This window comes from Rhizobium sp. MHM7A (assembly GCF_005862215.1).
GTDB classification, from domain to species: Bacteria; Pseudomonadota; Alphaproteobacteria; order Rhizobiales; family Rhizobiaceae; genus Rhizobium; species Rhizobium bangladeshense.
In genome coordinates, this window is the sequence record NZ_VCHT01000001.1 from 451732 (window position 1) to 470024 (window position 18293).

The window sequence follows — 18293 nt, forward strand, 5'->3', positions numbered from 1 at the left end:
AATCTAGGCGCGTGAACGGCGCAGCGATGCAAGCAGATAGATCGCTAGAGAGATCGTAATGAAGGGGATCAGGATCAAACGGGCAATATTGTACAGCGCAGCAGCCCACGCAAAACCGACCCCAATGTAATCTAATGGCAGCCCGCCATCCTCGGCTTTCCAAAAATCCGCGACAGTCGGGGGCTTGGGGTTGTCATAAGCCTCCGAAGTTTCATTTGGGTGAGGCACTATCGCTCTTTCGTAGACCTTACCACCAGCGCTAATCACAAACCGTTCCGAAAGATTGGCGGGCGCGCCGAGGGTGAATGTCCCCAGAATGAAAGCTATCGTTGCAAGCGCTGCGAGGCGGATCGAAAGGAACCTGTATAATCCGGCGATGATCACTAAGCCGCCGACGGCCCAGGCGGTATAGATGTGCGCGACCGTGTCCCACCACCAGATATCTCCTAGATAGAGCATCTGGATCATGACGGCCATATTCAGGTGCCACTCATAATTTACAAGCAACAGCGTCTGCAGTGCGGAAGTCATTCTCGATGTAATCGTCGCCAGGCCTGCCCACTGCAGGCAATATCTTACGACGATGAAGACGCCTGCCAGGATTAGGTTCGTTATGGTTTTGGTACGAAGATAGTTCATTTCTCGGTCCTCGCGCCTTTGATCGCCTTAAAAAAATCCTTTGCACGTTGATCGACAACGTTTTCTTTCATGATCTCGAATTCTCTGATCACCTTTTTCGCTCTTTGTCTTTCCTCGATGGTCATGGCTCCGCCACCATAATACTGGCTTACCCATCTCAGGCCCGTAGGAAGCGCAGCTCCGACAAGGAGCCCACCGGCGAGATAGACAATCCCAAGACCAAGTGCGACTTGAGAGGCACGATGCATGAATTTCCCGGAGGCAGGGCTAACTTCGAACACCGGAAGCGCACTTGCCTGCGGGTTGTTGAGCGCCTGCTCAATCTCTGCCTGTTTTGGCGGCTGTGCCAGTGAAAAAATGACATGCCTTTGCTTTCCGGTTGGCTGCAGAAGTTCACCCGCCGATTTCGTTTTCAGAAAACGGAGAATGCCGTGCTTGCGGGAGGTGAAGCCTTCTTTGAGGATGAAACCGTCCGCCAGGAGAATGAAAGGTATTTCGGTAGTTTCTGCTACTGAGTTCAATGGAACAGCTTTGATCAACGGCGCAACTCACAAGGATTAAATATAAGGAATTGTCGTCGGCGTTTTCCTTTTGTGTCAACTTATTTGTCGCCTGGGATGTGAATCCCCTTCGGAAAAATATCAACGTCGGCAAAATTCCTTCCGTTGACGCTTCGAGGACCGTCTCCTATATCGGCTTGAAGTCATCAGCTCCAGCGCGCATTCGCTGGTTCCCATCATCTCGCCCTGTGGAGCATCCTTCATGACCGCGTTTAAAGTGATCACCGCTGCTGTTTTCCTTGTTTCGGCACCGGCTTATGGTGGCTCGTCAGTTCCACCCAGTGAGAAAGTGTTGCCGTCTTTTGATGTATCTGAGAACCGCGAACGGCTGGCGTTCCACAACCGATGTGTGGCAGCTGCCACATACGCAATGCTTGATGATCACTACGCTGAGAAAGACGCAAAGGCAGAATATCACCGTCACCTTGAAGCGGGCGAAGCTATTATTCGTCGCGTTATTCCGGCAAGACGCGGGGCTTTTGTTTCAACAGTGCCAACAACCCGCGAATATGCATCCGTTTACCGGTCTCTGGGGTGGGGAACTCGCGTGGAAACGTTCATCAAGAGCGAATATGAAAATTGCAAGGCCAGCTAATTAACTGCGCTAAAGTTCCCGTTGCTGCGGGATTCAGAAACTGGTCAAGCAAGATTGTTTGAGCCATTTGCTTTTATCCAGGTTTGCGCCACTCAGCTATATTCTTTTTCAGTCACCCTTGGCTCAGTCGCTTTTTTCCGTGAGACTTGTCGCATCCACTCGGGACCGCATCATGGAAAACACAGAAGCATCGAACGTCGAAGACATTATCAAACACTTGGCCGGGGTGCGTCCGAAGCCACTGGAGTGGATCGACCGCTCCAAAGACGGTTACCGCCTTTTTCAAGCGAATAGTGAAGTAGGTCGGTTCTGCTATGGGACTGACGCCACCAACCAGCCCTACTTCCAGACGCCGAACCAGGAAGAGGACACCGCAACGGAAGAGGCGGCGAAGCTCGCCGCTGAAGAGCAATACCGAATTACGGTGTTCCGGAAGATCGCGCCCTTCCTGGTTCTTGCTCCGGAAACAGCAGGCCCGTCTCCGGCCGTTATCGCTGAGTTGCAAGCGATCCTGGCCAAGTATGCGGACGCCTGCGTAGAGGCGCGATATTGGGGTGGTCCAACGATCTATCCGCAAAACCCTATCACTGAAGATGTCGCCCGCCGGTTTGGGGAACTGCTCACCGTGAAAGCATGACCGGGTGGAAGCGGAAGCTCCCTACCCGGCTGAGCGTTTATGCTATTCCCATTCGACTATGTCCCACTGGTGACCGCTGTCAGATGTCGGAATTTGCTTCTGGAATTCGGGAATTTCGGCCTTACAAGCTGACAACGCTTCGTCCAAATGTTTGGCGTCAGAGACGTTTGCCACCGCGCCACAGAGGCTGAAATACAGCTCGCTGTTATCAACTTGAACAGAGCGTGGAATGAAGTTCAGCGTGGTATCGAAAAGGCTGGGAACCGAGTCGATGTTGATGATATGCGGGAATGCGATGACGAAGTGCTGGCTGTCCAGAAAGCCGACGATGATCCTTGGATCGGCGGCCTGTGAGATCAGTGCGTCCTTAACCGCGCGTCGCATGTGCCCAAGTTCAAAAATGGAAGTCCGGTCCGCAGGGAGCAAATCGAAAACTCCCACCATATGGTGCATTATGACGAGGGGGTTGTGTGGAAGGTCCAGTTCCCGGCGCAGGACATCGAGGAGCCCCTTCCCTTCGAAGAAGACGCGTTCTGTTCGCTCTACGCGCTGTGTCCGCTCTGGCGTCCAGTTTTCGACTTCAGCTTCGTTGGCATGCTTCAGCATGTGCATGAGGCTATCGGCCTTCATGCCTTTAACCGTCGCCATCGCCTGGATGATCTGAGTGTGCTTGATATCGCGGCCGGTAAGTTCGCGGAACTGTTTCGCCAGGGCGCGGGTTTCGTTGTAGTCAAACGAGATAGACATCGATCTACATCTCCTGGATCGCTTAGGCGGTCATCCTCATCACCTCCGCGATCATGAAATGGATCGGGAAAATGGCAGTTCATTTCAATGCCAACGTTTAGCATACCCGTTAGGGTGAGGATTGCCGGAGGCTGTTGGCGGCTCCTGGTAGATATTTGGAACAGCAAGAAGGATTTGTCAACGGTGGAGAAATATAATGTTGACATAATTTCGCGGACAGGCATATTGCCCGGGAAAGGAATTTTCAATGCAGAACGAAATCGCGAGCTTTGTCGAAGACGATGAAGAGCCCACTATTGTCATCCGTGAGGATCAATATTGCCCGATCTGTGAATGCTATAACGGCCACAGTTTGAGCTGCGCGACCTTTCGCTTCAATCGCATCGAAGGTGATGCCTCGAAGGCCGCCTCTCCGCCGCTTCTGCTTGAAGTTTCCGCAATCACCAATAACGATGAGACAGTTACCATGGTTACCGTATCCGATGCCAATGTTCGCGAAGCTATTGACGATCTGGAACGTCAAACCGGCGTACAGCTCTCATTTGAGCAGATGCAGGGACTTCTTGTTCGTTCGGAGGTCGATCAACTCATCGAAGACCTCGGCGAAGTTGAGACGCAGGTTCGTGAGACGCTCGCTGACGCCTTGGCCACCGAGCTTGTCGGACGCGACTGGCCGATGAATCAGGAGCAGATCGACAAGCGAGCATTCATCAAACAGGTGCATGATGCCGCTGTCGCGGCCGGTTACCGGGTGCCGTCTCGCGAGAATTGAATTCACAGCGCCTAACGTTGTAACGTGCGGCACCGAGGATAAGAGAGATTCGGATGGACATCGATCAGTTTCAGAACAAGGTTGTAGAAACGCGCAACTGGATGGCGGACAATCTCGACCGCTCGACGCTTAAGTTTCCGTCGGACGACGATGTTTGGGCTTTCATTACGACCAAATGGCCCCGGATTTTGACCGACGATGCCGAAAAGGTGCTGGGTGAGGCTATGAAGAACGTTCCGATGGCCTCGTGACCTGCCTGCGGTTCCGGATCGCGTCCCGGACAGCTTCTCTCGGGTCATCGCAACACGCGTACCCGACCTCAAGCAGAGGTTCGCATTCACCTTGGTTTTCCATGACCTGCCAGTGAATAAGGTAATCGTCGCCCCCGGACGGCACGTTGATCGGCCGCAGCTGCCAGGATTCGTAAGCGAGCCGGTCGAACAGCTCTTTGTCCGATAGCTCTCCCGCAGCATCCTTGTAGGCCTCCAACGCTTTGAAGGCCGTGCTCCGATAGGAATCCACCATGCGGCGGTAATATTCCTTTGCATGGTAATTGAAGGCGTTCACATCGCTATGCTCCTCCATGATCGACTGCATACCGTATTGGTTGCGGATGATCTCCTTCAGAGCATCAAGCAATCTGTCGGTTGGAGTTTTATCTGACATCGTTGTGAAATCCGGCATTTATTGAAGATATGAGAGTTGCCGTAGCCAGGTTTGTCAAGATTTCAGCTTTAGAATTCCTTGCATTCGGCAGTTGCAAGGCTATCTAGAGTGAAATGTAATCCGGAGACCAAAAATATGAGTTCACAAACGTCCCCAACTGCCCTGAACGACTGGTTCCTCTCGCTCCCAAAGGGTCGGCAGGTCATTCTCAAAGATGATAAGTGGATGCTGGCAGAGGCCGCTTTCCGCGCCGGGTTGGAACTCGGTGAGAAAAAGGCAAAGGCAAAGGCAAACGGCGCTGCGACGTGAACTCTGTCAAACCCGCAGTGGGCAGGAGGTTCTGTAGTACCGGCTTAGCGCACTGCACCAATATTCAGGCTTGAGGGCTCAAAGTAGAATGATCCGTCGAGCCTATAATTGGCCCCTACAAGCCTCGTCTCGGTGTTTCCGGTTGCTGTCTTCGCCGACAAGGTCTGCGATGAAGTCCGCGTCCAGATGGATTTGAGATCAAGTCTTAGCGGCCCGGCTACGGCACTCAGGTCGAGGGTCCAATTCCGCCTGCTTCTTGCTGCGTGCTGGCGTTTGGCGTTGTCGAAGTATGAGCGATATTCGCCAGCCGTCCATTCGTTGATTGAGCGTATCCGCTCTCCGATTTTTTTGGACTGTCCGTTGATCGCGCCAAGCCCGAGGTGAAACATCTGGTGACATCCCCGACAGAGACAGAGGATCGTCTCCAGCCGCTGGAGCGCCCACCCATTGCGCTCGCCTCTACCGTCGAAAAACTGCCAAACCTCGTGCCCTTCGACAGCTCCGTCGGCCTCCCCGCAAATCTGACAGACGTAACCGGCCGCCTGAAAGAATGGCTTCCGGACTGCCTTCCAACTCACAGGCGTCAATAGGTTCGCCAAGGACGCTCCAAATGACGTTGTAGGGATCATGTCTGCGTGGAATGGCACAAAGTGTTTGCGCGCGATAAGTGGGGCAAAGGGCTGGAGTTCATCCCTCACGATATCTCGCCGCGCGACCGACACGCGACCATAATCCCACAACTCTGCACTTTCGAGCGTGTTCACCAACTCATGGTCGGCAGCCCGAATGTTCAGGCCTATTTTGCCAATTCCGGGAAACGTGCTGCCAAAGCTGCGTCTCAGAGTAGACCTGGTTTTCCCCCGAAAGAGGTTTGACAGTGATTTCGGTCGCGGCAATGTCGGGGTTAGGTCAAAGTATTCCAATGACGTCTCCTGAGAGGTAAAGGAATTGTTGGGCGGAACGGCGGTCGCGTCAACCAGCACGAGTTAGATGACGGAACTTCTTGTTGACAGAGGAAGAGATTGGCGACGCAATGAAGTTAGGCCCGTCCTAGAACCGATTTTCTATGTTTCAACTTCTTATCGCTGCCATTGCCATTTCAAGTGTGGCAACTCTAGCTTTGACCTCTGTCTTCTATGGTGCAGCCGCATTCACGTTAAGGCCGCCTTCGATGGCGAGCGTTCGCACAGTGCGTCCACTGCTGATCTCGAAATCGGGTAAGACGTCGGTCGGCCTTCAGGTTGCTCTGGCTCTTCTTTTGGCGTTGTTGTTGCGCTGGGGTTCGTCGCCATCCCGTAAATCACGGTGAGCGATCCCTGGTCGATGTAATGCGCGGCATAATTGACCTGAATATGCCTGTCGATTACGGCTTCATGACGCGAAGGAGATCGATATGATCACAGTTGAAAGTGTGGCAAGGCAAAGCGCACAACCCACCCGTCCAGGTAGTTACCTGCGGCAACTGTTGCAGCGAGCGCAGGTAACTCAGGAGGAACTCGCCGGAGCCATAGGAACCTCGCGCTTCACGATCAGTCAGATCATCTCTGGTCGACGGGCCGTGACGCCTACGATGGCGTTGAAGCTGTCCCGGGGAACGGGCACGAGTGTCGATGTCTGGGTAAATCTTCAGCGGGACCTCGATCTCTGGGAGGCGTACCAGGACATACGTCAGGAGCTTGAGGGGATCGAGCCTGTCTGGAAGCCGGTGCTTGCTGTTCCGACCCCGGCTGAGAGTGAACTCGAAAAATTCGCACATGCCTTGTATTCCGAGAGGTACAAGGCAATCGAAGACGCGGCAGTTGTTGCCGAGAATGCAACAGCTTCTCAGTCGCCTGGTTATGCGGTCGCGCTATCCATAGACAGTCTTCAGGACATTTCCGATATCGTCGGCCATGGAAATGGTCAGGTGATGCTGGGAAAGCTGGCGGCTGGAACCGAGGCTGCAGCCTTAACGCTCGGGGCTGAGATTTACCACTACGGTTTTGACACCTTGGTTCTTCTGCTGCCACCGGGAACAGACGATCCGGTCAACCGGCTCCAGGAGGCTTTCAGCGCGGTACCGGCTTCTATCGATTTCGAAAAGCGGACAGGCGTCAGGTTCACCATCAGTGGCGGCATCGCTCACCTGTCACCCGGGAAGCGACCTTTCGAGGCCGTGCTGCAGGCAATCGATCAGATGGATCGTCTCCGTTGGCGTAGGTCGAGCGAACGCGCGCATATGTGGTCGCTCGCCGCACCTGGTTGAACCTTGCCCCTTGCAGCTGGGGCGACTAAAACGGGGTACCCGATTAGGAGATGCCCATGTCTGACAACTACGTTGCCGTCACTTTCACACGCGAACGCGATGACGATCTCGATGTCATTCGCTCGACGTCGTGGGCAAAAGACGAAAACGCCTTGTCCATCCAGTTTTTAAGCGAATTTCCTGAGTTTGAAGGCCGGATGCACATTCTGGAGGTTGGTTCAGGCATTCCACAATACCAGATCAAGGCCACCATTGATTTGCCGGATGGTGATCAGTCTGAGCCCGGGGAAATCCTGATTTCCACGGTGGCAGCTCTGCAAGCCGTCTACGACATGGAGCTTGCCGGTGGTTCGTTCGAGGTCGACAAGGTTGTCGTCAATGGCGAGGAATACTCGGCGGCCGATCTGGCGGCGGCTGTCGGACCGGGAATCTGAACGCGATTGACGACCTGCCTCTTTCCGGGAACCATTACTCTGAACCTGGAGGAGAGCAGCATGCGAAACATTATCGAGTACCCGATCACCATCGAAGACAAGATTGCCGCGCTTGAAACGGCACTCGAACTCATCCTTAAGGAAGAAGCCGTCGGCGGAGTTGAAGCACTCGCTCTTTCAGAAATCCTTTCAGACCTCAAGAATTCGGCCGCAGAAACTCAGGCTCAGATCGGCTAAGTCAGGGTTTCGGAGCGGCCGAGGTCAGCTTCGCATCCGCGCGGCCGAGGTCGGAAATCTGCAGTTTTGGGTGCGTTCCTTCAAGCCAGCCACGTCGCACAAGCGTATCGATCTCGGTCTGCCCAATGTCACGACCTCCGGCCGAGGCGCGCTTGTTTGCGCGGTTGATGTAGCACCTGATGCCGCCCTCATCTGCTCCTTTCAGGAACTCGCGGCGAGGCTTGGTCATCGGGGTGTTTTTGACGAAATGATCCCAGTAAGCTTTCTTTCTGATCGCATTCAGCCCTTCTTCGACGGCTCGAAGCCGTTCAATGGCGTCCGGGATGTCGTCCTTTGACTGCAAGCCTTTGATGACAAGCGTAGTCTGGAGAGTGCTCTCGAATTGACAGCTGGTTGTCGCGACATAGGCATCGAACTCGGCACTCAGATCGAGCGACCCGTGCTTCAGTTCGAACAAATCGGTAGAAACTTCAATGCCATCCTGGTTGAAGCCCCAGCTAATGCCGACGCCGTATCCGTCGGGACCCTTTACCGAAACGTGATTGTTTGCGGTGCGGGTTTGTCGATATCCCAGCGTAGCAAGGGGCGACATCATATCGTCCGCTTCAGCCTGCATTTTCCGGGAGAACTGTCGGCTTTCTTCGAGATGCCGCTCGCTTCCCTTGACCCGGGCGTTGTAGTCGCGCTTCGAAGGTGCGAACTCTACCAGGGAAATTCGCTCTTCGAGTGGTGTTTCAGGCGTGACTTCATCCTGCAGGAAGCCCACGAGCACCAGCCGATTGTTCTTCTCAGCGCCCTCTTCCCAGTCGAAGACAATCTTGTTCATCGAGCCGACAACTTCCAGCCCGGTGACGAACGCCTGCGCGTGATCATCGGTTCGGAATTTGCGGACCTCGATCCTGAAAAGTGGCAGGTCGGCCAAGGTCTCTACCGGCTCGCCCTCAACGAAGGACAATCCGGTCTGCGTATTCAGGCTCTTCAGGAGCGGCATATAATCGACTTGAAACATGGGGGCGGCCTCGAAAAACAATCGCAACAAGGAATTCCATACAAAATCGCAAATGTCAACATTTCTGCGCGTCGCATCACTTTGTAAGAAGCGTAGGAATACGTCATTTTTGCTCGTCATCAACGGAGAACGACAAAAATGAGTAATAATGATTACCTGGTGGAAATCACCATGGAAGGCCCCGCGTGCTGGTCAAATGGGCAGGTGCGGACGAGACGTTCTTCGTTGATCATGATGACGCGGAAGAATTTGATGAGCCCGAACTGAAAATCGAACTGATCATGGAATTCGCAGGGAGCGACACCCGGCATGCCATCAATGCTGCTGAGGCCATCACGCTGAATGGTGAGAGCGTCGATATGGATGCTGTGCAAAGCACGCTGGCGGCAATCAAGGCGCTGAAGCGTTAAGCGCCTATTGCGCATCCGTCGCAATCATTGAATGATAAATGCAGAACAGGGTCGCGCGCGGCCCTGTCTTTTTGAGGAATTGAAAATGGCCATTCTTGGTGTCGACCTGGATTCAAAGACCTTGCGCTGGGTTGAGGTGCACAGCAACGGCACTAGCCATGAGGCGGGCGCGTCCGGCAGGATCGTGCTAACCGGCACCCGAGATGCGGAAGCAATGAAGCGTTTCGCCAAAGCCTTTCAAGATGTTCTCACTGAGATCGGCCCGACGAAGATTGCGATCAAGGAGAAAGCCGAGACCGGACGGATGCGGGCAGGCGCGGCCTCGCTGAAGATGGAGGGACTGGCTCTCTACCTCGCGGATATCCCGGTTGAGTTCATCAGCGGCTCAAAAATCAACAAATGCCAGGCGACCCACTCCCGCCTAAAGGACGCCGAGCTTGAGGCGTTCAAAGCAGCGGTTTGTGCGGCGACCTGATCCCTCGATCAGGGGTGATTGCCGCCATCGATCACCGATAGATGGGCAACCTTTCTCGCATTTTCCGGAGCCCTGCCCCGCCGGGAGAATTCGATCACATTTGCCTGCGGCACCGCAGAGGCGTCATCCGCAACTCTTAGAGCCTCGTCCGGATTGACGATTCGGAAGCTGGTGATCTTGCATAGACCGGGAGGGGTTGCGTATTTCCAAACCTTCCGGAGGTCTGTCGTCTGCAATGCGAGCGCCTGGTAAGGCCGCCCATTGTCGTCGCTAAGGCACATGAAGGTGAATTCGGTGCCAAACGTACCTTCGGCCCCGGGCATCTCTGCTTGCAGCACGATTGCTCCATACTGTGCTTCAAGACCCTGCAACGCCTTGTGAACGGTACCCTGATCCTTTTCGACAAACAGAGATGGTAGATATTCGCCCTTCAGAGGTCGGTCGTAGAGTGCATCCTGTCCCGTACCGGCAAGCCGTATGTTTCCAACCTTCGGCTCCAAGGTGTCAATCAGCATGACTGAAGGCAGGAGCGCAGGGATTGCCATGGGGTTGAAGTCACGACGCAGCGGATGCGTTTTCGCATCTGTCTTCAGGGAATGCCAATATTGAAATAGCTGCCTTGCTGAATGTTTCATCTCGCGTCGTCCTGGTCGGAACTTCTCGGAGCCCCGGTTTCGTCAGATTAAATTTACCCGATAATTCCATGGTTTCCAGCGCATAGTTAAGGACTGGTTAATTTCCGCCGACCGAATTCCTTATGGTGCCAAGTCAGGACGATGGGCTACAAGGAATTCTCCACTGTGGACTTGGCCGCGTAAAGCCGACGAAAAGTGCGGGGATGATTTGACAGGACCCGTGGACTGGCTGATCCTCGTGAAGGGCGGGGCGAGAGCAGGCGCTAGGATTTTGACGAAAGCGAGATCAATGGGAAAAGTGCAAATCGACCAGGAAATCGACCGCGAAGTTGCCATAGGTGCGAAGACCGGGAACTGGAGATTGGTCGCAGCCATGCTGCTGAGTGGGCTCGTCGCTTTCGTAAGCGGAGCATACCTGCTCACCGCCTAAGGCGCGGTGAGCTTTCATCTGAGATAGAACGCGATCTCCGTCAGAAGCGGCGTGGCGTCTTCCTGTCGCGGCGACGATCCCAAAAGTCATCCGCCTTGGCTTCGTAGGTCGGGTTTTCACGCGCATCGCTCTGATAGAACGAGCCTACGGGCACTCCCTCCGGCAGATAAGATTGGTTCGCCCAACCACTTTCCATGTCGTGTGGGAAGATGTAACCGACATGTCCCAGCTTCGCTGCTCCCTTGTAGTGCGTGTCCCGCAGATGTTTGGGGACCTCCGGAATGCCGTTGTTGTCGATGAAATCGAGGGCGGCTCCGATGGCTCGGTAAGCGGAGTTGGATTTCGGTGCGCGGCAGACGTGCAGGGCGGCATGAGCAAGGATGATAGCGCATTCCGGCAGGCCAATGGTCTTTGCAGCGGTCATAGCCGCCTCTCCGCTTGCCAGGCACGTATTGTCGGCAAGACCGACATCTTCACTGGCATGGGTCATGATCCTTCGGGCGATATAGACCGGATCGACCCCGCCCTTGATCAGCGCAGCCAGCCAGAACACGGTCCCATCTTCGTCGCCACCGCGCATCGATTTACAGAACGCCGATGTGACGTCGTAGTGCATGTCTCCCTGCTTGTCGAAGCGTACGGGCGCGGTCGCCATGACCTGTTCGATGATCTCCTGATCAATCTGGAAATCCCCAGGATCGCGTCCGATCAGCGAACTTTCGATGAGACCGATAGCCATTCTGCCGTCGCCGTTTGCAAACCGGATGACGGTGTCTCGCGCTTCGTCGGAGATCGTCGCCCGAATGCCCTCGTGACGGTAGTGATTCATGGCCTTGTCGATGAGGATCGTAACGTGGCGCGGCTCCAGTCGTTTGAGCTGGTAGATGCGTCCGCGCGAGTTGAGCGCCGCGTTGATGTTGATATAGGGATTTTCGGTGGTCGCTAGGATCAGGTCGAAAAGTCCCGTTTCAGCGGATTCAAGCAATTGATCTTGCTGGCTCTTATTCAGATTGTGGACCTCGTCTATGAAGACGACCAGTTGTTTCATATGCGCTTCATCCATGAGCTTGCGGATTTCAGCGACGCCTGTGTTCTTCGCGTGAAGAGGCTTGAATTCTTTGTTGATGGACTTGGCGATGATCCGGCCAATCGTCGTCTTGCCGATGCCTGGCGGTCCGTAAAGAAGGATGGTCCCAAGCCTGCCGCTCTTGATCTTGCGCATCAGTTCAGCGTTGCCGGTCAACAGGTGTTCCTGTCCAAGAACGTCCGCAAGCGTATTTGGGCGGAGTTCATCTGCAAGCGGCCTTGCCCGCGAGGCGGCTGCTTTGGAAAAAAGATCGGACACGTTGAAATTCCTGTCGCTGGACGAGATCGGCTCCTATATCATGGCATAAAATTCAGACAAGCAAGGCTTTCTTGCGGAATATCTCAGATCGGATTGTTGAAATGTTGATCATCGGTTCAGCACAGGATGAATTTATCGCAGTTAAATCCTTGAAGGCTGCTCGCGATGGTTGGATTGGTTTTGATGGCGTCATCACAATCGAAGACGCTAACTTCGCCGACGGTCTGCGTATCCAGTCGGAGAAGACCCGGCAGATGGTTTTTCAGTTCGATGATACGGACCGGATTGGCGGTCAAGCCTTTGCTCCGGAGTTGGCGCAAATCCGACGTATCCTTGAGATCGGTCGCCATTACCGTGGCAAGCGTCTGCTGGTTCATTGCTTCCAGGGTCAGAGCCGTTCCGCTGGTGCTGCACTGGCAATCCTCGCCGACCGTCTTGGTGTCGGCCGTGAAAAGGAAGCCGTCGATCAATTGCTTCAGATTTGCCCGCTGGCTGTGTGCAACCGTGTCGTACTGCAGCACGCTGACACCCTTCTTTCGAGAAACGGTGCCATCATGTCAGCCTGGCAAGCCTACGAAAATACAAATGACAAAGCAGCCGGAGTGCGGCTGCTTCGCGGTCTTGCTGATCAGGCAGGTTAGCGGCCGAACGTCCTGTTCACGCCGTCTGCCTTCATTTCCTCGGCCTGGGCCCTGATCTCGGCTCGTGAGAGGAATTGATGCGATACCGTGCTGTCGGCTGTAATCGTCGAGACGAGGATTGGTCTGTCTGTCAGGCCAAAATAGATCGCGTCGCGCGCAGCAAGCTCGATGAAGGTTTGCCCCGGGAAGAAGTCCTCGGTCGCAACTTCTGCTTCTCTAGCCAGCGAAGCCTTCAGCTGATTGCTGATTACTGGCCCTGCGAATTTTTCGATGTAGGCAACGGCCTGGTGGTACCCGACGAGCTTCTTGTCGGTGGCGTCGGTGATGATGCCGTCGTCATTGACGCGGAAGGTCCGGGCATACGTCTCGAAGTCGTCGACCATCGCTTTGTCGAGGACCATGGGATTTCCCAGACTTTTACCTTGGCTGACCGCAAAGAACAGGCTGTTGAGTTCGTTCTGCGTAAAGCCGATGGGGTGAAACGAGCGACGGGTGGCCTGGCCGGTCGTAAAATCAGTGTCGTCTTCTGACGTGAACCAGATCGTGCCTTTCGCGTCCGATGCGCTTGGGAAGATGGCTCCTTCGTCTGTCAGCCAGGTCGCGGCCTCAAGAACGTTGTCGAAGGCACGGCCCTCGGCGTCCTCGAACCCTTGATCAATGACGTCACCCTCCGGGTTGCTCGTCTCGAATGTTACCTTGATGCGCTTGGTGCCTGCGGACTGTGTCATAGTTCTCTCCGTATCATAGGTCAGATACTACACAGGGGCATGCAACAGGCAAACCCGAGAATTCCTTGCCTCGGGTGAAAGGCGCGCCTAACATTGTAGAGGACCTCCCCGAGACCAAGTTCTATGAAACCTTCATCTGCCTTGCTTGCCACAACATTGCTCGTTTTTCCTTTACCGGCTATCGCCCAGGAGCAGCCGGAAGAAAACCCGGTGGAAATGGTTCAGAGCGAACTGCTCGGACTGTTGAAGGCGAAAGGTTTCGCGGACGCCAGAGTTCAGCAGATACAGGGGAATGAAGATACAATCGTCATCGACGGTCTTTCAGGGTCTGCAAACGACCGGGCGTTTAAGTTCGGCCGGATCGAGATAACGGGGATCGACGCTGGCTATCGCTGGACCCGGGCATCGCAAGTGGCTTTCTCCAATATCGATGTCACGTTCGGGCCAGACTCGTTTCACGCTGAAGCGCTTTTGAGCAATGGCTTCGGTATTCTCGACGTGGATAGTGGTCAACCAGGCTTCGCCTTTGATGAACTGGCTGTCGTCAACGGACAGTGGAAACACGCTGATGCACCGCTGGTTACGGTCTCCTCTCTCGTTGCCAAGGGGCGTCAGTGGAAGGAACTGTATTCCATCCCGGCAACTTTGGACGTAAAGGCCTCGGTGACGTTCTCGGGTCAGGCTCTTCTCGTGCTGCTTGGTCAAATGTCGCTCCCGATGGGCGCAGCGCCTCAAATGCTGACAGGCGAACCCTATTCCGCCGATGTCACGGCTCGGCTCTCATCGACGACGTCCTCTGGATCGCTGAGCGCGTCCTTGGCTGTGAAGACCGACAAACTTGGCAGTCATAAGATTGAAACGACCCTCGGTGGCTTCGACGACGGTTTGTTGGAGAGCTACTTTGCGCGGGGTGATGAGAACGTGACTGGCGATCAGGAGAAGCTCAAATTCTTGAAAGCGGAATTGGACCGTCAGATCGCTGATATCTCTGTCAGAACGCTCTTTTATCAGGGGCAGAGCCTGTCTGGTCTTGCTCCGGTATTCACGGGCCAAAGCGCCGTGATTTCGGCAATCACCAATGCCTGGGTAACGCAGAATTCCAGCGAAAAGGAAGCGGTCAGGAACCAGAAGCTCATCACGGAGCCTGTCAGCCAGTTCCTTGCATCTCCGAACATCCTTGAGGTCGATGTCATTCCGGAACGAGGCGAGACGTTGTCGACGCTATCAGGCGCAATGACGTCAACTGATGCCGATGGTCGCAAGTTGCTCGATATCCTTGGTGCGAGGGTTGTGGCTCGCTGACGCACAGTGTCCGGAGCGTTAGCCGCGTTTACTGGAGCCCAGCTGCTGGATGCTCCAGGTCGCGAAGGAAGTGAATAAGTCGCTTGTTCTCATCTGATAGAGCGGCGTGGGAGCCAATCGTGTTGGCCTCGAAATCCAGTGCCAACACGCGCCATTCATCGAGATTCTCTACAATTCGACGGCAGGTCCCGGAGATGGCTTTCCATTTTTGAAGCTCGGAGCCATGTGTTCTGCCTTCCGCTGCCATGGCCACCTGGGCAACCTGTCCTACGATGCCTCGGACAACTCTGATCTGTTCATTGCTGATCGCGCAGATACTGCGAGCATAGTCTTTCGTGATGCCGCCAAGAAGTTTCCGGAAAAACGAAGGCTCCAGCGCTTTCTGCAGGGTGTTCGACGATTTGATGGCCTCGACGATTGCCATTCGGACACTGTACCCGGGATAGGTCTGAATCGGGAGCGATGACAAGGCAGTCAACGTGCGTCCGTCCATCCTATCCTCCGGGTACTTTGCATTTCAAAAGTAAGTCAATTGTTGCCGCGTTCCCAGTTCGCGTCAACAACGCCCGTTATGGCGTGAGCTTTGCAGGCGAATTTTCTGATACCAGGTCTTCGCGTCCAGCTTCCAGCGCCCTCATGTCGCGGCCATGTCTGAATGCGGCCAGCATGGTGGACGAGAGTGCGCCATTGTAGCCGTTGTAGGAGATGTGATCGCCTTTCAGGAAGTTGCGGCTTTCATTTGTCTTGGCAGCCTCCCACAGCTTCTTCTCGCTGGTGTTCGCATCATGGAAGTAGCTGTCTTCGTCTTCGTTGTAAAAGAGGCCGTCGAAGCGAATTTGCATGACAGTGTCTTCTTCGAGATCGGCGCGGGTCTTGTTGTCCATTTCGCAAAGCAGGCTGTCACAGGTCCCGTATCCGTAGGAACGGCTCAATTGTTCCAGTTCGGTAAGAACCGCTTTAGCCTCTTCCGGATCGAAAACATCAGCCGATACGAGATTGTGGAGCGTGTGGATGCGCACACCCTCGTTCTGCATGTCATAGGTGTCCCACGTGCGATGTGGTCCCTTTTGTGCAGCTTCGATTGCTTCGTCGGAGTAGGTTTTGAGATTTGCCATTGTATGAGCCTCGTTCGGGTGCCTGTCACCAGATTACAGGGCCTGTTGCCTTCGACAACCCGCATCATGGTTAAGAATTCCTTTGCATGATGCGCCGCCGACAGAAACGCTTGATGTAGCAAAAGGAGAAACCGCTATGTTCAAGACGCTCTCGGATGTCGGCACGGAAATCAAAGCCCGTCAGCACGTCTCCAAAGTCCCAACTCATCACGACCTCATTCCTGGTCGTGTTTTCTATGGAACGACCGGTCTAAACGGCTTCGACTTCGAACTTCGCGTGACCCCGAACACGACTAACGGCAATGCCATCAGCCTGATCGAAAAGCGCATTGCTGAAGCAGCAAACGACCGTCGCAACGGCAAGGCACTTGGCCAGTACACCAACGACCTTCGCACTGAGCAGACGACCAAGGCATGCGTCTACATGACCTTCAAACTCGATGGCCAGGATTACCGCTTCAAGATCGAAGCCGAAGGCATGAGGTCGTACAAGGTCAACGGTGAGTACGAAATGAACTTGAACAACGCCGTGAAAAATGTCATCCAAAAGGCTGAAATGCACATGGCCCGTAAGCTCGGCGCACAGCAGCGTCAGACGCTTATCGATACACCGGCCGCATCTGGCTACAGGATGTAATGAGAAGAACCTCGCACCAACACCCTCTTCCGCTCGATGAGCTGCCCGATAGCCACAAAGCTATGCAATCTGGCCGCTATTTCATCGAAGCTGAAGGGGGTGTTGTGTTTGAGCTGAGGGTTGATGTCGGAACTCGACAGCTATCGGGCACGGAGATAATGCGCGCTTCGATCAGGAACCTCCAGCATGGGCGTCCTGCGAGCGCGGTCAATCTTCGCACCGAGCGAAACGAGATCATGATCCTGTTGCCTGGGCAGCACCGCAAGGACGTCAAGGTGGCCGAACAAGGCTATTACTATCACGGACAGATGCACTCACGCTCGCTCAAAAAGGTGATAGCTCTGGTTGTCGAGGCGTACTCCCCGAAACCGTCCGGTCCAAAGCTTTGAACGGACATGCTTCCCGAGCGGTTGGCCCTCAGACTGATTTCCCGCCATTTCTATCACCAATTCCCCGCGCCGAGTGGTTGTCACCAACGCGTTGGGAGAGCTGGGATTTCAGATTTTATCGAGGCCGCCACGGTCGATGCGGTCGATTTCCGCAATGATGAAGGATGCGCCGACAACGAGTGACTCTCTGATCGTGTCCTTGGCTTTCCAGCTGCTTTCATCCAATGCCCAGTCAGGCGGCGCAGACTTGTGCCCAGGGATGCCTTGAGCGCGCAGGCGTGCATCGGATAGATGCGCCATGGCGGCAGAAATCATCTCGTAATTGCTGTGATTGTCGTCGTGACTATCGGTAAAGCCCTTGTCCGAATAATGGCTCGCACGCTCTGCAAGCACATCGAGCCCGCCCTTGGTGGCGTTCTTGGTGCCGACCATATGTGACAAAAGACGCTGGTTGAGGCGCAGCGCTTCATTCTCAGCTGCTGCAAGCTGTTCTTTGAGATGTTCGATTTCCGCCCGGGCGTCTGAATTAGGCTCCGCGCGCTGCTGCAGCTGTTGAGCCATCGCGCGAATAAGGTCCGCATCGACCTGCGGGAAGGCCTGTTCAAGGAATTTCTCGATCATTGCAAAGCGGGCTCCGGAGCGTCCAAGCCATCATGGTGTGCAAGGAATTCTGGGATTGCAAGCAGAAAACGGGTCGTTAGAATACTGTCATGACGAACGAGACCTTCGATCCGGATCAGCTGGATTTCTTCGCCCAGACAGAGGGCTTGAGGATAGAGGACGTTTGCGACGATTTCTCCCTCCTCCGCTTCATTGACGTCGAATCCAGTGGTCTCGGCAAAGACAGCTATCCTATAGAGTACGGGAGCTGTGGCCTCGATTTGAAGCCGTCGTCCTTCCTCATAAGGCGCAGGCATGATTTCAGGCTGAGTGACTGGTCCACTAGCTCGCAGAACCTTCACAATATCACGCTGGAAGACCTGGAAGGGTTCGGTATCAATGCAGATGGGGCCGTTGGTCGCATCAGGCTTGATCTGGCCCCTGGTTTTATCGGTCTGTCGGACAATCCTGCTCACGATTGTCAGTGGCTTTCAAGGCTGTCTCCAGATTTTGACGCCCTCGATTTGTATCCAGTCAATCTTTTCCTGCGACAGGCTCGAATTGCCGCGCTAGAACGTCAGGGGTATGAACGCTTGTCCAGGGCCACGGTACGGGTTCAGCAGCGATATCCCCATGTGCACAGGGCCGGGCCCGATAGTTTACGTGCTGCTGCCCAGTTCAGGCTTCTCGTCGATGATGAGTACGTCGAAACGATTTTGGGAAGCTGACAGCGGTC

General features: G+C 54.6%; 28 protein-coding genes. 16 read left to right on the forward strand and 12 right to left on the reverse strand.

The genetic code is table 11. The features are described from left to right. Positions 1 to 3 precede the first annotated feature (3 nt). Together FFR93_RS02735 and FFR93_RS02740 are read right to left on the reverse strand one after the other, a co-directional pair. Positions 4 to 639, reverse strand: a complete 636-nt coding sequence (locus FFR93_RS02735) for a hypothetical protein (RefSeq protein WP_138391830.1) — start codon at positions 637 to 639, stop codon at positions 4 to 6. Further along, positions 636 to 1178, reverse strand: coding sequence for a hypothetical protein (locus FFR93_RS02740; protein ID WP_138391831.1), 543 nt, complete (start codon positions 1176 to 1178; stop codon positions 636 to 638). The genes FFR93_RS02735 and FFR93_RS02740 overlap by 4 nt, the downstream gene beginning before the upstream one ends. 223 nt (positions 1179 to 1401) lie before the next feature. On the opposite strand from FFR93_RS02740, the gene FFR93_RS02745 reads away from it, so the two are divergent. Both FFR93_RS02745 and FFR93_RS02750 read left to right on the forward strand, forming a co-directional pair. Continuing rightward, complete coding sequence (locus FFR93_RS02745) at positions 1402 to 1794, forward strand: hypothetical protein (protein ID WP_138391832.1); 393 nt, start codon at positions 1402 to 1404, stop codon at positions 1792 to 1794. A 172-nt stretch (positions 1795 to 1966) separates the two neighbouring features. After that, positions 1967 to 2431, forward strand: a complete 465-nt coding sequence (locus FFR93_RS02750) for a hypothetical protein (protein ID WP_138391833.1) — start codon at positions 1967 to 1969, stop codon at positions 2429 to 2431. A 42-nt stretch (positions 2432 to 2473) separates the two neighbouring features. Here FFR93_RS02750 and FFR93_RS02755 read toward each other — a convergent pair whose 3' ends face one another. After that, positions 2474 to 3178 (reverse strand): hypothetical protein, encoded by a 705-nt coding sequence (locus FFR93_RS02755; RefSeq protein ID WP_138391834.1) that lies wholly within the window; start codon positions 3176 to 3178, stop codon positions 2474 to 2476. A 247-nt stretch (positions 3179 to 3425) separates the two neighbouring features. Between FFR93_RS02755 and FFR93_RS02760 the strand changes: the two genes are divergently transcribed. Next, on the forward strand, positions 3426 to 3950 hold the full coding sequence (locus FFR93_RS02760) for a hypothetical protein (RefSeq protein ID WP_138391835.1): 525 nt from the start codon (positions 3426 to 3428) through the stop codon (positions 3948 to 3950). A 53-nt stretch (positions 3951 to 4003) separates the two neighbouring features. Beyond that, positions 4004 to 4201 carry a hypothetical protein gene (locus FFR93_RS02765; RefSeq protein ID WP_138391836.1) on the forward strand — a complete coding sequence of 66 codons (198 nt, stop codon included), beginning with the start codon at positions 4004 to 4006 and terminating at the stop codon, positions 4199 to 4201. Here the strand turns inward: FFR93_RS02765 and FFR93_RS02770 are convergent. Then, complete coding sequence (locus FFR93_RS02770) at positions 4173 to 4616, reverse strand: hypothetical protein (protein ID WP_138391837.1); 444 nt, start codon at positions 4614 to 4616, stop codon at positions 4173 to 4175. The two genes, FFR93_RS02765 and FFR93_RS02770, sit on opposite strands and share 29 nt — an antisense overlap. A 135-nt stretch (positions 4617 to 4751) precedes the next feature. Between FFR93_RS02770 and FFR93_RS40645 the strand changes: the two genes are divergently transcribed. Further along, positions 4752 to 4925, forward strand: coding sequence for a hypothetical protein (locus FFR93_RS40645; RefSeq protein ID WP_171049040.1), 174 nt, complete (start codon positions 4752 to 4754; stop codon positions 4923 to 4925). A 44-nt stretch (positions 4926 to 4969) separates the two neighbouring features. Here FFR93_RS40645 and FFR93_RS02775 read toward each other — a convergent pair whose 3' ends face one another. Continuing rightward, a complete protein-coding gene (locus FFR93_RS02775; RefSeq protein WP_138391838.1) occupies positions 4970 to 5848 on the reverse strand; it encodes a hypothetical protein in 879 nt (292 codons plus the stop codon). 470 nt (positions 5849 to 6318) lie between these two features. Here FFR93_RS02775 and FFR93_RS02780 point away from each other — a divergent pair, with 470 nt between their 5' ends. Genes FFR93_RS02780 through FFR93_RS40650 form a run of 3 tightly spaced genes read left to right on the forward strand, consistent with a single transcriptional unit; the run spans position 6319 to position 7841 of the window. Next, on the forward strand, positions 6319 to 7170 hold the full coding sequence (locus tag FFR93_RS02780; RefSeq protein ID WP_138391839.1) for a HigA family addiction module antitoxin: 852 nt from the start codon (positions 6319 to 6321) through the stop codon (positions 7168 to 7170). Positions 7171 to 7220: 50 nt separating this feature from the next. Continuing rightward, complete coding sequence (locus FFR93_RS02785) at positions 7221 to 7604, forward strand: hypothetical protein (protein ID WP_138391840.1); 384 nt, start codon at positions 7221 to 7223, stop codon at positions 7602 to 7604. A gap of 60 nt (positions 7605 to 7664) precedes the next feature. After that, a complete protein-coding gene (locus FFR93_RS40650) occupies positions 7665 to 7841 on the forward strand; it encodes a hypothetical protein (RefSeq protein WP_171049041.1) in 177 nt (58 codons plus the stop codon). 1 nt (position 7842) lies between these two features. Here the strand turns inward: FFR93_RS40650 and FFR93_RS02790 are convergent, their stop codons facing one another. Then, entirely contained in the window at positions 7843 to 8850 is a 1008-nt protein-coding gene (locus tag FFR93_RS02790; protein ID WP_138391841.1) for a hypothetical protein, read from the reverse strand. A gap of 185 nt (positions 8851 to 9035) precedes the next feature. Here FFR93_RS02790 and FFR93_RS02795 point away from each other — a divergent pair, with 185 nt between their 5' ends. Then, entirely contained in the window at positions 9036 to 9260 is a 225-nt protein-coding gene (locus FFR93_RS02795; protein ID WP_138391842.1) for a hypothetical protein, read from the forward strand. An 85-nt stretch (positions 9261 to 9345) separates the two neighbouring features. Further along, positions 9346 to 9735 (forward strand): DUF3010 family protein, encoded by a 390-nt coding sequence (locus FFR93_RS02800; protein WP_171049042.1) that lies wholly within the window; start codon positions 9346 to 9348, stop codon positions 9733 to 9735. Between the two features lie 8 nt (positions 9736 to 9743). On the opposite strand, the gene FFR93_RS02805 is transcribed toward FFR93_RS02800, so the two are convergent. Next, positions 9744 to 10370: a PAS domain-containing protein gene (locus FFR93_RS02805; RefSeq protein WP_138391844.1), complete on the reverse strand. Its 627-nt coding sequence runs from the start codon at positions 10368 to 10370 to the stop codon at positions 9744 to 9746. A gap of 289 nt (positions 10371 to 10659) precedes the next feature. Between FFR93_RS02805 and FFR93_RS40655 the strand changes: the two genes are divergently transcribed. Next, positions 10660 to 10800 carry a hypothetical protein gene (locus FFR93_RS40655; RefSeq protein ID WP_171049043.1) on the forward strand — a complete coding sequence of 47 codons (141 nt, stop codon included), beginning with the start codon at positions 10660 to 10662 and terminating at the stop codon, positions 10798 to 10800. Positions 10801 to 10840: 40 nt separating this feature from the next. Here FFR93_RS40655 and FFR93_RS02810 read toward each other — a convergent pair whose 3' ends face one another. Next, the gene (locus FFR93_RS02810; protein WP_138391845.1) at positions 10841 to 12145 is read right to left on the reverse strand and encodes a replication-associated recombination protein A; all 1305 of its coding nucleotides are present in this window, start codon (positions 12143 to 12145) and stop codon (positions 10841 to 10843) included. Positions 12146 to 12246: 101 nt separating this feature from the next. Between FFR93_RS02810 and FFR93_RS02815 the strand changes: the two genes are divergently transcribed. Beyond that, complete coding sequence (locus FFR93_RS02815) at positions 12247 to 12786, forward strand: dual specificity protein phosphatase family protein (protein ID WP_138391846.1); 540 nt, start codon at positions 12247 to 12249, stop codon at positions 12784 to 12786. Here the strand turns inward: FFR93_RS02815 and FFR93_RS02820 are convergent. After that, on the reverse strand, positions 12783 to 13514 hold the full coding sequence (locus FFR93_RS02820) for a hypothetical protein (protein ID WP_138391847.1): 732 nt from the start codon (positions 13512 to 13514) through the stop codon (positions 12783 to 12785). The genes FFR93_RS02815 and FFR93_RS02820 overlap by 4 nt on opposite strands. Positions 13515 to 13637: 123 nt before the next feature. On the opposite strand from FFR93_RS02820, the gene FFR93_RS02825 reads away from it, so the two are divergent. Then, complete coding sequence (locus tag FFR93_RS02825) at positions 13638 to 14816, forward strand: hypothetical protein (protein ID WP_138391848.1); 1179 nt, start codon at positions 13638 to 13640, stop codon at positions 14814 to 14816. A gap of 28 nt (positions 14817 to 14844) precedes the next feature. On the opposite strand, the gene FFR93_RS02830 is transcribed toward FFR93_RS02825, so the two are convergent. After that, entirely contained in the window at positions 14845 to 15309 is a 465-nt protein-coding gene (locus FFR93_RS02830; RefSeq protein ID WP_138391849.1) for a hypothetical protein, read from the reverse strand. Between the two features lie 76 nt (positions 15310 to 15385). After that, positions 15386 to 15931, reverse strand: a complete 546-nt coding sequence (locus tag FFR93_RS02835; protein ID WP_138391850.1) for a hypothetical protein — start codon at positions 15929 to 15931, stop codon at positions 15386 to 15388. Between the two features lie 136 nt (positions 15932 to 16067). Between FFR93_RS02835 and FFR93_RS02840 the strand changes: the two genes are divergently transcribed. Together FFR93_RS02840 and FFR93_RS02845 are read left to right on the forward strand one after the other, a co-directional pair. Continuing rightward, on the forward strand, positions 16068 to 16568 hold the full coding sequence (locus tag FFR93_RS02840) for a hypothetical protein (RefSeq protein ID WP_138391851.1): 501 nt from the start codon (positions 16068 to 16070) through the stop codon (positions 16566 to 16568). Continuing rightward, a complete protein-coding gene (locus tag FFR93_RS02845; protein WP_138391852.1) occupies positions 16568 to 16957 on the forward strand; it encodes a hypothetical protein in 390 nt (129 codons plus the stop codon). The genes FFR93_RS02840 and FFR93_RS02845 overlap by 1 nt, the downstream gene beginning before the upstream one ends. A gap of 108 nt (positions 16958 to 17065) precedes the next feature. Here FFR93_RS02845 and FFR93_RS02850 read toward each other — a convergent pair whose 3' ends face one another. After that, entirely contained in the window at positions 17066 to 17578 is a 513-nt protein-coding gene (locus FFR93_RS02850; protein ID WP_138391853.1) for a hypothetical protein, read from the reverse strand. Between the two features lie 89 nt (positions 17579 to 17667). On the opposite strand from FFR93_RS02850, the gene FFR93_RS02855 reads away from it, so the two are divergent. Continuing rightward, positions 17668 to 18285 carry a hypothetical protein gene (locus FFR93_RS02855; RefSeq protein WP_138391854.1) on the forward strand — a complete coding sequence of 206 codons (618 nt, stop codon included), beginning with the start codon at positions 17668 to 17670 and terminating at the stop codon, positions 18283 to 18285. The last annotated feature ends 8 nt before the right edge of the window (positions 18286 to 18293 follow it).